Source organism: Leuconostoc litchii (genome assembly GCF_008107645.1).
Lineage (GTDB): Bacteria > Bacillota > Bacilli > Lactobacillales > Lactobacillaceae > Leuconostoc > Leuconostoc litchii.
Genome location: NZ_SDGY01000001.1, coordinates 14,821 through 28,678 on the forward strand (window position 1 = coordinate 14,821; position 13,858 = coordinate 28,678).

Below are 13,858 nucleotides of genomic sequence, written 5' to 3' on the forward strand. Positions count from 1 at the left end.
TTAAAGATTATTCTTAAAAACATGACATAACGATTAGAAAAAAACAGAATAACAGGGTATAATGACCCTATGAATGATTAGAAAGGTTAAAAAATATGACAGTTGATTGGAAACAAGAAACAGAGAAACGAGAAGAAGCTTATATTGAAGATTTGAAGACTTTGCTAGCAGTAGAGTCAGTTCGAGATGATACACAGGCCACCTCAGATGCACCATTAGGACCTGGACCTAAAAATGCATTAGTTAAGATGTTAGATATTGCAAAACGAGATGGCTTTACAACAAAAAATCTTGATAATATTGTGGGATACATAGAAATTGGCCCAAAAGAAGCGGAAGAATATGTTGCTATTCTATCACATGTGGACGTCATGCCGGCTGGTGAGGGATGGGAAACTAATCCATTTGAACCTGTTGTTACAGATGGTAAGATTATCGCACGTGGCGCATCAGATGATAAAGGGCCAGGTATGTCAGCATATTACGCGTTCAAAATTTTGTCTGATTTAAAAGTACCTCTGAAACGTCGCGTTCGTTTAATTTTTGGTACTGATGAGGAAAATGATTGGACGTGCATGACGCACTATTTTAAAGTTGAACCGGCACCAGTATTCGGATTTTCACCAGATGCGGAGTATCCAATTATCAATGGTGAAAAAGGAAATGTTCAAGTTATTATCCAAGGTGAGGCTACAAACAGTGGTGAAGTAACATTAGTTACCTTTGAATCTGGTTTACGGACGAATATGGTCCCTGGAATTGCTCGTGCAACAGTAAAATCATCTCATGCAGAAAAGATTGTAACAGAATTCCAAGAGTTTTTAGCAGATAATCCTAAGGTTTCTGGTTCAACTGAAACTGATGGTGAAATCATCAAGTTTGTCTTAAATGGTAAGCAAGTTCATGGGGCGATGCCAGAAACAGGAGAAAATGCTGGAACTTACTTAGCAAACTTCCTGCAAGATTTTGATTTTGGTGGTACAGCTAAGTCATTCTTAACTTATTTGGGAACACCAGCACACGATGATACTGTCGGCGAAAAATTCGGTGTTAAGTATACTGATGATGTGATGGGACCTTTGTCCATGAATGTCGGTATCCAGAAATTTGTTGATGATGGCGAGGCCTTTATCAACTTTAATTTCCGTTATCCAAAGGGAATCACACCGGAAGAAATTGAAGCGGGTCTTGCTTCTCAATTGAATGGATGGGATGTAAAACCAACTATCGGTGGCCATGCACAAGAGCCGCATTATGTGGCACCAACTGATCCTGTTGTAAAAACATTGTTACGTGTGTATCATGATCAAACTGGGCTACCAGCTCATGATCAAGTAATCGGTGGTGGCACCTATGGTCGTTTGATGGAACGTGGTGTAGCTTTTGGGGCTTTATTCCCAGATTCACCAGATACGATGCATCAGGTGAATGAATTTGCTTTACTTGATGACTTGTATCGCTCCATTTCAATTTATGCGCAATCAATTGCTGAAATTACTAATTTAGACTAAACAGCTACGGCTGTTTTTTATTTTCGTTTAATTGATTTCAATTTAATATAGAAAAGTTAAAATGGTAATCAATCAAATAAAGGAGAAATAACTATGGCATTTTTAATTACTGTAGCTGTTGGCTTAATTAGTTTTTCACTCATAAAAGTTTTGCGTGTTGGACAAGCAGTCCGTGTGAAGAATAAGCGTTAAAATAATTTTTGAACGCTGATTATTTCTTTAATAAATAAAATAACTTAAAAATATCTAAAAGTCTTATTTGAGCCAACAAAAATAGACAAAACGGTTGTGATATTCCTCAATTTAGTCTAAAATTATATAGTATTGAAAACTCGGAGGAAATAACATGTCTAAATGGACACCAGCCGCGGATGAAAAGAACCAAGGCACATTAGAATTTGAAATCGCACGTGCGCAAGTTGAAGAAGGTTTGGAACAAGCTTTCCAACGCAACAAGAATGAAGTTAGTATTCCTGGATTCCGTAAGGGTAAGGTAACTAAGCAACTATTTTTCCAAAAGTTTGGTGAAGAAGCTTTGTACCAACAAGCGATGGATATCGTTTTGCCTGCTGCTTATGAAGCTGCAATTGATGAAGCTGGTATCACACCAGTTGGTCGTCCAAATATCGAACCAGTTTCAATGAACAAGGGTGAAGCTTGGACTTTGAAGGCCGTTATCAAGACAGCGCCAGCTATTAAGTTGGGTGAATACTTGAACCTTGAAGTTGAAGCACAAGACGAAGAAGTTACTGACGCTGATGTAGATGCTGAAATCAAGCGTTTGCAAGATGGTCAAGCAGAATTAGTTTTGCAAGAAGAATCAGTTAAAGCCGAAAATGGCGATACTGTTGTGATTGATTTTGACGGTTCAGTTGATGGTGTTAAGTTTGATGGTGGACAAGGTAAGGACTTTTCTCTTGGATTGGGTTCAGGTCAATTCATTCCTGGTTTCGAAGAACAATTAGTTGGTCACACGGCTGGTGAAGATGTCAATGTTAATGTGACATTCCCTGAAGACTACCAAGCTGCTGAGTTGGCAGGCAAGGAAGCTTTGTTCGAAGTAACAATTCATGAACTGAAGCGTAAAGAATTGCCTGAATTAGACGATGAATTTGCTAAGGATGTTGATGAAGAAGTTGAAACTTTGGCAGAATTGAAGGAAAAGACATCTAAGAAGTTATCTGATGAAAAAGCACAAGCTGCTAAATCTGCTTTTGAAGATGCTGCTATTGCCAAGGCTGTTGAAAATGCTTCAGTTGATGGGGATGAAATTCCAGCCGAAATGATTGATGAAGATGTACATCGTCAAATCGATCAATACTTGGGACAATTGCAACAACAAGGTATTTCTCGTGAAATGTTCTTCCAAATCTCAGGTCAAACTGAAGATGATTTGCACAAACAATTTGCAGAAGGTGCTGAAACGCGTGTTAAGACTAGCTTGGTATTGGAAGCGATTGTTGCCGCTGAAAAGATCGATCCTTCAGCAGAACAAGTTTCTGAAGAAGTTGCTAACTTAGCTGCGCAATACAACATGGAAGAAGATAAGGTGCGCGCTGCCATTTCTGAATCAATGTTGAAGCATGATATTGCTATGCGTGAAGCTATTAAGAAAGTTACCGACTCTGCTAAAGCAGTTTAATGTCTCGTTATAAAGGACCGTGAGGTCTTTTTATTTTGCACCTAATTTAATGTTAATCGTAAATTATTGTTTCGTGTATACAGATAAACTGGTAAAATGGAATGAGTAACTAAAAGTTTAGGATAAAAATCATGGCGAATACACCAAATTTTGAAGAAGAAATTCACTGCAGCTTTTGTGGTAAATCAGCAAGTGAAGTAAAAAAAATTGTTGCTGGGCCAAATGATGTGTACATTTGTAATGAATGTGTCGCTTTGGCAGAAGGCATTATTGAAGAAGAGTTAACAGTTGACCGTGCAACTGAAGTATTAGCATTACCAACGCCACATGAAATTGTTGATGAATTAAATGATTATGTTATCGGACAAGACGATGCTAAAAAGACGTTGGCTGTAGCTGTATACAATCATTATAAGCGTATTAATGAAAATGTTGCGCCAACACTGGACGTTGAATTACAAAAATCAAATATTGCCTTGATGGGTCCAACTGGATCTGGAAAGACTTATTTAGCGCAAAGTTTAGCACGTATTTTGAATGTGCCATTTGCTATCGCTGATGCAACAACGTTGACTGAAGCAGGATACGTTGGTGAAGACGTTGAAAATATTATTTTGAAATTATTACAAGCGGCTGATTTTGATGTTGAATCAGCTGAACGTGGTATTATCTATGTTGATGAAATTGATAAAATCGCTAAAAAATCAGAGAACGTATCTATTACGCGTGATGTTTCTGGCGAAGGTGTTCAACAAGCACTTTTGAAAATGTTAGAAGGAACAACAGCTAGTGTGCCACCCCAAGGGGGACGTAAGCATCCGCAACAAGAATTAATTCAAGTGAATACCACGAACATACTATTTATTGTTGGTGGGGCGTTTGCTGGGATTGATACGATTATTAAGGAACGTTTAGGTGAGCGCGTAATAGGTTTTGGTTCTGATGCTAACGAAAATGCAGAAGCTCTTAACGATGATAATATTTTGCATCATGTGCAGCCCGAAGATATGACAAAGTTTGGTTTGATTCCGGAATTTATTGGTCGGTTGCCTATTGTGACAGTATTAGACGAACTAACTGTTTCTGATTTAACACGTATCTTAACGGAACCTAAAAATGCTTTGATTAAGCAATACACAGCACTTTTGGGGCTTGACGATGTTGAACTAGAGTTCCAAACAGATGCACTAGAAGCTATGGCAGAAGTTGCCATTAAACGTCACACTGGTGCACGTGGCTTGCGTTCAATCATTGAAAATGTAATGAAAGATGTCATGTTTGACATTCCAAGTCGCGATGATGTAGCTAAGGTTATTATTACAAAGGCTAGTGTAGAACAAGGCGAACAACCTGAGTTACAGTTAAAAAAGGTGAGTGAATAGATGGACGTACACAATGTTGAAATGGTCATGAGCGCTGTGTCTGCAGCTCAGTATCCCACAGATGGAAAACCGGAAATAGCATTAGTTGGTCGCTCAAATGTTGGGAAGTCCTCATTGACTAACACGTTGATTCAAAGGAAAAATTTTGCACGTACATCTTCGCAACCTGGTAAAACACAAACCTTGAATTTTTATGATGTCGAAGATAAGCTATATTTTGTGGATGTGCCAGGCTATGGATATGCTAAAGTGTCAAAGGCGCAACGTGAGGCTTTCGGCGTCATGATTGAAGAATATATTACGAGTCGTAAACAATTACGTGGCGTTATTAGTTTAGTTGATGCTCGTCATGAACCCAGTGAAGATGATATTTCAATGTATGAATGGTTACACTACTATAATATCCCGATCTTGGTTGTAGCTACTAAATCTGATAAAATATCACGTGGTAAATTCAACAAAGCTGAATCAGTCATCAAAAAATCGCTTGGTTTTAGCAACGAAGATAGTGATTTTCAGTTTTTTTCGTCAGAGACGAAATATGGTAAAGAAGAAGTATGGCGTTGGATTGAAAATCATCTTTAAAAAGTTGACATCGTTGTCAGCTTTTTTTATTACGCTAACTTAAAAGCTGAATTAGTTGACGTATAGTGAAACACGTGTAAAATTGAAAAATAAAAAGGGGTTTTTATGGCAAATTATAGTGATGAAGAATTGCGTGAGCGTTTAACACCCGAAGAATATGAAGTAACACAACATGCTGCAACAGAGCGCCCTTTCACTGGTAAATATGATCAATGGTGGGAAGACGGTATTTTTGTTGATGTAGTTAGTGGCGAACCGTTATTTAGTTCAACTGACAAGTATGATGCAGGATGTGGTTGGCCATCTTTTACGAAAGGAATTGATGATGACCAACATTTACAAGAGCGCACAGATCATTCATTGGGCATGATCAGAACAGAGATAACATCTAAAGAAGCTAATTCGCATTTGGGTCATGTTTTTAATGATGGGTTACCGGAAAAAGGTGGATTACGCTACTGTATTAATTCAGCTAGTCTACGTTTTATTCCTAAAAAAGAGTTGGATGAAAAAGGGTACGGAAAGTACTTGGTATTATTTTAAAATAACTACAGCTTTTTATTTAAATTTCTCCGTTCAATAATTTTTTCATGACGATTACTGATATAATAAAATAAATAATTTATTAGGGAGAAATATGATGGTTAAGGAGCCAGTTTGGCAGCGTTTTTGGCATTATTTTAACCCGATTAACATTACTAAAGAGTTGTTATTCGGTTGGAAGTTAGCTGAAGGTATGTTATTTATAGTGTTAATTGCTCTTCAGATGTTAGTATGGACACTTGGTGTTTTGCATAACCAAACTTTGGATTGGTTTGGATTAGCAACTGGAATAATGAACATTATTACTGTTGTTTTAGTTGCAAAAGGCCGTATTACTAACTATTTTTGGGGTTTGGTGTACTCACTGATGTACATGCCTTTGGCTTTTCAATCACAATTATTTGGTGAAGTCGCTTTAAGTGCGTTCTGGGTTGTTATGCAATTTGTTGGTGTTGCTGCTTGGCTAGGGTTTATGAAGCGTGATGTGTTGTCCGAAAAAGATGAGCAAGATGTTGTATCAACAAAGTATATGACTTTAAAGCAATGGTTGTTTGTTATACCCATATTTTTAATCATTTTAGTAATTGTTGGGATGATATTACACCAGGCTGGTTCTAGACAACCTTATATGGATGGTCTCACAACGACTATATCAATGGGTGCACAAATTTTACAAACAGCTAAATTTGCCGAGTCTTGGTATGCTTGGTTACTTTTTGATATTGTAGAAATCATTTTGTGGGGACGTGCTTGGACGGGGCATGCGGATCCTAGTGCATTTGCTATGTTAGGAATGAACCTCGCACTAACAGTGAACGCGATTTACGGTATCATACAGTGGCGAAAGCTGACACGAAAATAACGAACATCTTAATGTTCACAGAATAATGGAATAAAACAGTATACAATTATGAGAACAATTGCAGGAAATTTATTTACAGATGATCTCCATGGAGATCACATTGGCGTTTTTTTTGGTACTTTAGCGCCTATGCACGTTGGACACCAAGCAGAAATTTACAAAGCTGCTGCGTTAAATGATGGCGTTGTGGTTATTGCATCGGGGTATACAAACGATCGCGGTTACCAAATAGGTTTACCTGTTGAAAAGCGTTTTCGCTATTTACGTGAAGCCTTTAGTGATGAGACGGACATCAAAGTAGATTACATTAATGAAGATAATATACCTATGATGCCTGATGGCTGGGATGAATGGACACGTATTTTAGTTGAAACTGTTAAAAGAAATATCGTTAATAAGGATGCAAAAATAACTTTTTATACAGGAGAACAAAATTATAAGACAGAATTAGAATCCCGATTACCTCAAAATGGTCAATTCAAAGTGAGCTTAATGGATCGTACAGTTTTGAAAATATCAGCTACTGAAATTCGAAAAAATCCTATTGGAAACTGGGACTATATTAATCGGGTTTTCCGACGTCATTTTGCCAAAAAAGTTACAGTCATGGGATCAGCTTCAACTGGGAAGTCGACACTAGTTCGTCGTTTAGCTAGAACAAGTAATTCGCCATTTTCTGAAGAATATGCTCGCGAATATCAAGAACGATCTAATGTTAGTGATGACGAATTAGTTGTTAAAGATTATATTCGCTTGATTCAAGGTCAATATGATGCTAACTCACGAGAAATTAATTCTCCTGCCAATAACGGTTTAACCATATTTGATACTGATGCCATGGTGACTAAAGTTTATGCAGATATGTGGTTAAATGAAGCAGACAATGCACAATTAAAACCACTTTTTGACAATACTATTGGTGAAGAATTGATTGATTTAATTTTATTAATTCCACCAGTTACACCTTATGTAAATGATGGTTTTCGTAATATGTCGACTGCTGATGACGATTCACGTTGGCAGTTCCATCGTCATTTGTTGAAAGTTATTGAAGAATATGGCTTTATGGATAAGGTTGTTATTCTTGATGCAAAAGGCGGGAGCGACGATCCTTATGGCTATTATGCAAGATATTTGCAGGCGTTAGAGGCCATTCAAACAAGAACAGGATTCAATATTAAACATATCTAGAAAAACTGGTTTTATACCAGTTTTTTTGAAAGGTGAAAATGATAACATTACGAAAATTTAAAACAGATGATTTGGCACTTTTTTGGGATATTGCTTATAGCGATCCAAATGCAGAATGGACAAAGTGGAATGGCCCATACTTTAAAGATATCCTACCAACAAGAGAAGAGTTTATTAATAAAATCGGTCCGGAAAACTATGTAAACAATAGCAATCGTCGCTTGGTTATTATGAATGATCAAATTATTGGTGCTGTTAGTGCTTATTTTGAGGATGGGCAACTGCAATCATGGTTAGAAGCAGGTATTGTGATTTATCGTCAAAATATATGGCAACAAGGCGTAGGTTCAACAGCATTTAAAATGTGGTTAGCTGCATTATTTCAACAATATCCAAATTTACCGCATATCGGATTAACGACATGGTCAGGCAACAAAGCAATGATGCGTGTTAGTGATAAAATAGGATTAAAGTTAGAAGGACAAATTCGTCAAGTACGTTGGTGGCAAGGTAAATATTGGGATAGTATGAAATATGGTATTTTACGAGAAGAAATGACGGCTTTAAGCTCATTTGGTAAAATGTAGTTATGACGAAACAATTTGCACAAATCATTGTTGATGTACCAACAATGCAAACTAATCAGCCCTACACATATATTGTGCCTCAAAATATGGTTGATTCATTAATGTTAGGAATGCGTGTGACGGTACCCTTCGGGGCACGGCAAGTTATGGGGTTCGTTGTTGGCTTAATATCCCAAACAGAATTATCTGAAGAACAATTAAGGCCAATTACAAAAATATTGGATTTGACACCAGTGATAAATACTGAGTTATTAAGTCTATCTTCTTATTTGGCTGAGGAGACATTTGCCTTCCGAATTACAATTTTACAAACAATGCTACCCAGTGCATTTAAAGCAAACTACGAACGTACAATAAAAATTATTGATGAAGTTGATGAGGACGTGCGTGAGCGAATATTTAAAGGACTAGATGAAATTCCATTTAAATCTAGTGATTTTAATGATACAGACATCGCAATGCTATTAAAGTTACGTCGCCAACATAAAATTGAAGTGACAATAGAAGTTCATAACAAGGTTAAAATCAAAACACAATTAGCTTACCAGTTTAGTAATGATATTGCATTTTTAGAAGAAGAGTTAGAGGGTCTGAATAAGTCCGCGAAGAAACAAAAAATTGTACTACAATTTATACTAGGTCATTTAGGAGAAACTTGGGCCAAAAAAGAATTACAAGAAGTTCTTGGCCTGAGTAATGAGATATTTAATCAGGCGGCGATTAAAAAATGGCTCAAAAAAACGCAAGTTGAATTACTTCGTGACCCTTTTCGTAGTGAGGTTCAACCTACAGAATTATTAAAATTAAATCAACAACAGCAAGAAGCATATGAACAAGTTGTAGGTGCTTCTGATACTCACAAATTCCAGCCATTTTTGTTAGAAGGTATCACTGGATCAGGAAAAACAGAAGTATATTTGCAGGCAGCACAACATGTCTTTGAACAAGAGAAAACAGTTCTTTTTTTGGTACCAGAAATTGCTTTAACACCACAAATGGTTAGACGAGTGAAAGGACGTTTCGGAGCACAAACGGCAGTTTTACATTCAGGGCTAAGTGATGGTGAGCGTTATGATGAGTGGCGGAGAATTGAACGTGGTGATGTCAAGATAGTTGTGGGTGCTCGATCAGCTGTCTTTGCACCTTTAGATAATATTGGTTTGATTATTGTCGATGAAGAGCATGAAACAACTTATAAACAATCCGATAATCCAAGATATGATGCAAGAAAAATCGCACTTTGGCGTGGTGATTATTATCAAATACCAGTTGTTTTAGGTTCAGCAACCCCTTCATTAGAAAGTCGTGCACGTGCACAAAAAGGCATTTATGAATTATTAACATTGACCGAAAGAGCTGGTGATGCAAAGCTCCCAAGTGTACAAATTATTGATATGAAAGAGACATTGGCACAGGGACCAGAGACTAATTTTTCAAACGAATTACGCATACAATTGATTGACCGATTAGAAAAAGGTGAACAAACTGTTTTGATGCTTAATCGTCGTGGCTTTTCAAGTTTTGTAATGTGCCGTGATTGTGGTTACGTCCCTTGTGATCCGAATTGTAATTTGGCCATGACGCTACACATGGATACGCATACCCTGAAATGTCATTATTGTGGTCATGAAGAATCTATTCCAACTGTTTGTGCTCAATGTGGTTCTAACCGTATCCGTTATTATGGTACTGGGACGGAAAAGGTTGAAGCTGAATTACATGAATTGTTACCCAAAGCACGCGTTATTCGTATGGATCAAGACACAACAAGAAAAAAGGGTAGTATGGACCGTATGTTACAAAAATTCGGTAACCATGAAGCAGATATTTTATTGGGGACACAGATGATTGCTAAAGGATTAGACTTTCCTGATGTTACCCTAGTGGGTGTTCTGAATGCAGATACATCTTTGGGCTTACCAGATTTTCATGCCAGTGAACGCACTTTTCAGTTGTTAACACAGGTTAGTGGTCGTGCTGGACGTGCTCAAAAACCTGGTGAAGTTTTTGTACAAACATTTAATCCGCAACATTATGCAATTGCTTACGCTCAAAAACATGATTATGAAGGCTTCTATCGTCAAGAAATGGCAATTCGGCATGCTGGTAATTATGCGCCATACTATTACACCGTACAAATACAAGCTAGTCACTCAGAAGAAAATCAAGTAGCAATGCAAATGCTGAAGGTTGCGCACTGGTTACGTTTACACGCTGATAAAAATGTTATTATTTTAGGTCCATCACCTAAACCTATTGCTAAAATGCGCAAGCGCTATTATTTTCAAATTATTTTAAAATTCAAGCAACGACATGAAATGGATAAACTATTGCAGGAATTGCAATATCGCGCGCAAAAAGCAAAAGGAGATTTACAATTGAGCATTGACCGTGATCCGGTGTCATTTATGTGATGTGTTATAATGAATATGATAACTGTCCGAGAATACTCGGATATTTTTGTGTTGTCATGTGAAAAAAATAAAACGTTAGCGCAACACCTGCTTGAGAGGTATAAAATGACATATTCAGTAGTATTGATGGGAACCCCAGCTTTTGCGGTGCCGATATTAGAAGCACTGATTAAAAATAACGATTATGATGTAAAAGCTGTTGTAACGCAACCAGACCGTCCACAAGGAAGAAAACATACTTTAACGCCAAGTCCGGTTAAAACTGCAGCGCAAATATATGGTATCACTGTGTTACAACCAGAAAAAATAAGTGGTTCGCCTGAAATGCAGGAAATTATTGATATTAATCCTGATTTTATTGTGACAGCTGCATTTGGACAATTCTTGCCAACTAAGCTATTAAATGCAGCTAAGATTGCTGCTGTTAATACACATGCATCTTTATTACCAAAGTATCGAGGTGGTGCACCAGTTCATTATGCGATTATGAATGGTGACAAAGAAACTGGTGTTTCAATTATGTATATGGTAAAAACAATGGATGCAGGGGATGTTATCGACACGGTTAAAATCCCTATAACTGACCAAGATAATGTTGGTACTATGTTTGAAAAGTTGAGTATAGCTGGACGTGACTTACTTTTAGAAACACTTCCCAAAATCGCAACAGGGGACATTAGCCCTGTGGCACAAGACAAAGAAAAAATTACTTTCTCACCAAATATTCCACATGAAATGCAAAATTTAAATTTTGCAACGGAAACCGCCAAACAACTGGATTGGCATATACGAGGTTTATATCCAACTCATCCTGCGTTTGCACAAGTGTTGAACCAACGCATGAAAATCACTGATGTTACACCTTTATTAGATGAAACTAACCAAACCCCAGGTAGTATTGTTGAGAGAAATAAAAAACAACTAAAAATTGCAGCTGCAGATGGTACAGTGGTTCAAATAAATCGCCTACAACCTGCTGGAAAATCAGAAATGGCAATCAGTGCATACTTGAATGGTGCTGGAAAAGATCTTGAAGTAGGTCAGAAATGGGCAATAATTAATGAGTGATAAACGAGTTTACAGTGATAATCCCCGTGTTTTAGCGGTTCAAACACTAGCTAAAATCAAAAACGGTGCATATTCAAACTTGCAATTAAATCAAATAATTAAGCAACATAAATTAGGTGAAGCAGATACTCGCTTGCTAACAACATTAGTTTATGGTGTGATTCAACATCGTTTAACTTTTGAATACTGGTTGGAACCATTTATTGGTAGCAAAAAAATTAACCCGTGGGTTCGTGAATTGCTTTATACAGCTGTTTTCCAAATGCAATATCTGGATAAAATACCACAACATGCTATTTTTAACGAATCAATTGAAGTTGCTAAAATTCTTGGACATGTTGGCATAGGAAAGTTTGTTACTGCTATTTTACATAATATTAGTCGTCAAGGATTGCGTGATGTGGCTGATATTAAGGATGATGTTGAGCGTCTCTCAATTGAATATAGTTTGCCTGTGTGGTTGGTTGAAGAACTAATTAAGCAGAATGGGGATAAGCACGCACGCCAAATTATTACGTCAATTAATGACGCACCAAAGCAATCCGTACGAGTTAATACGGTGATAACCACTGATGAAGAAGTGGTGCAAGCATTAGAAGCAGAAAATTTCATTGTGGAGTCGTCAAAAGTTGCTGCTCATGCATTTGTAGTGAGTGGCGGTCATGTGGCGAGTTCTAAAGCCTACCACGATGGTTGGTTGACATTGCAAGATGAAAGTGCGATGTTGCCTGTAGAAAGTTTACATTTAACACCGGATGTTAAAAACATTTTAGATGCTGCTGCAGCACCAGGTGGTAAAACAACACAGTTAGCACAATACAGTGCACCAGATGCAATAATTACGGCGTTAGATGTTCATGAGCATAAAATTAAATTAATTAATCACAATGCTGAAAGATTGCATGTAGCTGATAAAATTCATGCTCGTGTCCTTGACGCACGTAAAGTACCTGAACAAATTGACAAAAAATTTGAACGTATCTTGGTTGATGCGCCATGCTCAGGGTTTGGGCTGTTACGTAGAAAACCTGAGATTAGATACGATAAAACAATTGAAGATGTCGCTAGTTTAGCGCGTCTTCAAGCAGAAATATTGGATTCAGTTAGCCAAAACCTTGCAAAAAATGGTATCATGGTTTACAGTACTTGTACAATATTGCGTCAAGAAAATGACGATGTTGTAACAAAATTTTTAAAAAACCATCCGAATTTTGAATTGATGCCAACAAAAACATCATATAAATTGAAATTAGATGACAGTGAAAAAGCCTTGCACGTTTATCCAAGTGATTATCAAACTGATGGTTTTTTCGTAGCTACATTGAGGAAAAATGATTAATGGCAATTGCCTATCACACGGATCCCGGATCCAAGCGTCGAGATAATGAAGACTATGTTGGCGCCTTTACAAATCAAGCTGGTAGAACGATGGTTATTGTAGCTGACGGGGTTACCTCCAATGAAGGAGGCGAAGTTGCTAGTGCAATGACTGTCGAACATTTTGGTCATGCTTGGCAGAACAGTAGTATGGAAACAATTGTGCCCACAATTACATGGATAAAAGAACAAGCTAAGATTGAAAATAAGGCTATTATCGATGCTGGGCAACGATTTCAAGAATTGTCACAGATGGCAACAACGGTTGTACTAGCTATATTATTTGATGAAAAAATAGTTGTTGCTAATCTTGGGGATTCAAAAGCTTTTCTACTTCATCGGGACCAACTGATACAGTTATCAAATGATCATGTTTTAAAAAATGAAATGGTGCGTCGTGGCGTAATGGCCACAGATGATGCTAAAAAAATAGCGCATGCTAATAGTGTGACACGATTTTTAGGTGTTGATAAATATGCAGATATCGAGATTTCTCAACATAAATTTGTTGATGATGATATTTTGTTTTTAACATCCGATGGTATTACAAAAGTACTAAGTGATGATACAATTAAACGAATCATGCGTTATGAAGAAACGCTAGAAATTAGAGTTTTTGATATGATTCAGCAAGCAAATATAAAAGGCGCACCAGATAATGTGACAGCGGTACTTGTCACACATGAAAAGGATTAA

General features: G+C 37.2%; 12 protein-coding genes. All 12 read left to right on the forward strand.

The features are described 5' to 3' along the window. The first annotated feature begins 95 nt into the window (after positions 1-95). A complete protein-coding gene (pepV, locus tag ESZ47_RS00070; protein WP_148603628.1) occupies positions 96-1,511 on the forward strand; it encodes a dipeptidase PepV in 1,416 nt (471 codons plus the stop codon). 346 nt (positions 1,512-1,857) lie between these two features. After that, positions 1,858-3,153 carry a trigger factor gene (gene tig, locus ESZ47_RS00075; RefSeq protein WP_148603629.1) on the forward strand — a complete coding sequence of 432 codons (1,296 nt, stop codon included), beginning with the start codon at positions 1,858-1,860 and terminating at the stop codon, positions 3,151-3,153. 131 nt (positions 3,154-3,284) lie between these two features. Next, positions 3,285-4,535 (forward strand): ATP-dependent Clp protease ATP-binding subunit ClpX, encoded by a 1,251-nt coding sequence (gene clpX / locus ESZ47_RS00080; protein WP_148603631.1) that lies wholly within the window; start codon positions 3,285-3,287, stop codon positions 4,533-4,535. Next, a complete protein-coding gene (yihA, locus tag ESZ47_RS00085) occupies positions 4,536-5,120 on the forward strand; it encodes a ribosome biogenesis GTP-binding protein YihA/YsxC (RefSeq protein WP_148603633.1) in 585 nt (194 codons plus the stop codon). Between the two features lie 105 nt (positions 5,121-5,225). Further along, positions 5,226-5,663, forward strand: a complete 438-nt coding sequence (msrB, locus tag ESZ47_RS00090) for a peptide-methionine (R)-S-oxide reductase MsrB (RefSeq protein WP_148603635.1) — start codon at positions 5,226-5,228, stop codon at positions 5,661-5,663. A gap of 97 nt (positions 5,664-5,760) precedes the next feature. Next, a complete protein-coding gene (gene pnuC, locus ESZ47_RS00095) occupies positions 5,761-6,525 on the forward strand; it encodes a nicotinamide riboside transporter PnuC (RefSeq protein ID WP_148605684.1) in 765 nt (254 codons plus the stop codon). 48 nt (positions 6,526-6,573) lie between these two features. After that, positions 6,574-7,716, forward strand: coding sequence for a nicotinamide-nucleotide adenylyltransferase (locus ESZ47_RS00100; protein WP_148603637.1), 1,143 nt, complete (start codon positions 6,574-6,576; stop codon positions 7,714-7,716). A gap of 38 nt (positions 7,717-7,754) precedes the next feature. Continuing rightward, entirely contained in the window at positions 7,755-8,303 is a 549-nt protein-coding gene (locus tag ESZ47_RS00105; protein ID WP_148603639.1) for a GNAT family N-acetyltransferase, read from the forward strand. A gap of 2 nt (positions 8,304-8,305) precedes the next feature. After that, positions 8,306-10,717 (forward strand): primosomal protein N', encoded by a 2,412-nt coding sequence (gene priA / locus ESZ47_RS00110; RefSeq protein ID WP_148603641.1) that lies wholly within the window; start codon positions 8,306-8,308, stop codon positions 10,715-10,717. Positions 10,718-10,822: 105 nt separating this feature from the next. Beyond that, on the forward strand, positions 10,823-11,785 hold the full coding sequence (fmt, locus tag ESZ47_RS00115; RefSeq protein ID WP_148603643.1) for a methionyl-tRNA formyltransferase: 963 nt from the start codon (positions 10,823-10,825) through the stop codon (positions 11,783-11,785). Beyond that, positions 11,778-13,124: a 16S rRNA (cytosine(967)-C(5))-methyltransferase RsmB gene (gene rsmB, locus ESZ47_RS00120; protein ID WP_148603644.1), complete on the forward strand. Its 1,347-nt coding sequence runs from the start codon at positions 11,778-11,780 to the stop codon at positions 13,122-13,124. The genes fmt and rsmB overlap by 8 nt, the downstream gene beginning before the upstream one ends. Continuing rightward, positions 13,124-13,858, forward strand: a complete 735-nt coding sequence (locus tag ESZ47_RS00125; RefSeq protein WP_148603646.1) for a protein phosphatase 2C domain-containing protein — start codon at positions 13,124-13,126, stop codon at positions 13,856-13,858. The genes rsmB and ESZ47_RS00125 overlap by 1 nt, the downstream gene beginning before the upstream one ends.

Bases quoted from the DNA above. Each gene is read 5' to 3' on its own strand.
- pepV (WP_148603628.1), top strand. From the start codon at position 96: ATGACAGTTGATTGGAAACAAGAAACAGAGAAACGAGAAGAAGCTTAT.
- tig (WP_148603629.1), top strand. From the start codon at position 1,858: ATGTCTAAATGGACACCAGCCGCGGATGAAAAGAACCAAGGCACATTA.
- clpX (WP_148603631.1), top strand. From the start codon at position 3,285: ATGGCGAATACACCAAATTTTGAAGAAGAAATTCACTGCAGCTTTTGT.
- yihA (WP_148603633.1), top strand. From the start codon at position 4,536: ATGGACGTACACAATGTTGAAATGGTCATGAGCGCTGTGTCTGCAGCT.
- msrB (WP_148603635.1), top strand. From the start codon at position 5,226: ATGGCAAATTATAGTGATGAAGAATTGCGTGAGCGTTTAACACCCGAA.
- pnuC (WP_148605684.1), top strand. From the start codon at position 5,761: ATGGTTAAGGAGCCAGTTTGGCAGCGTTTTTGGCATTATTTTAACCCG.
- ESZ47_RS00100 (WP_148603637.1), top strand. From the start codon at position 6,574: ATGAGAACAATTGCAGGAAATTTATTTACAGATGATCTCCATGGAGAT.
- ESZ47_RS00105 (WP_148603639.1), top strand. From the start codon at position 7,755: ATGATAACATTACGAAAATTTAAAACAGATGATTTGGCACTTTTTTGG.
- priA (WP_148603641.1), top strand. From the start codon at position 8,306: ATGACGAAACAATTTGCACAAATCATTGTTGATGTACCAACAATGCAA.
- fmt (WP_148603643.1), top strand. From the start codon at position 10,823: ATGACATATTCAGTAGTATTGATGGGAACCCCAGCTTTTGCGGTGCCG.
- rsmB (WP_148603644.1), top strand. From the start codon at position 11,778: ATGAGTGATAAACGAGTTTACAGTGATAATCCCCGTGTTTTAGCGGTT.
- ESZ47_RS00125 (WP_148603646.1), top strand. From the start codon at position 13,124: ATGGCAATTGCCTATCACACGGATCCCGGATCCAAGCGTCGAGATAAT.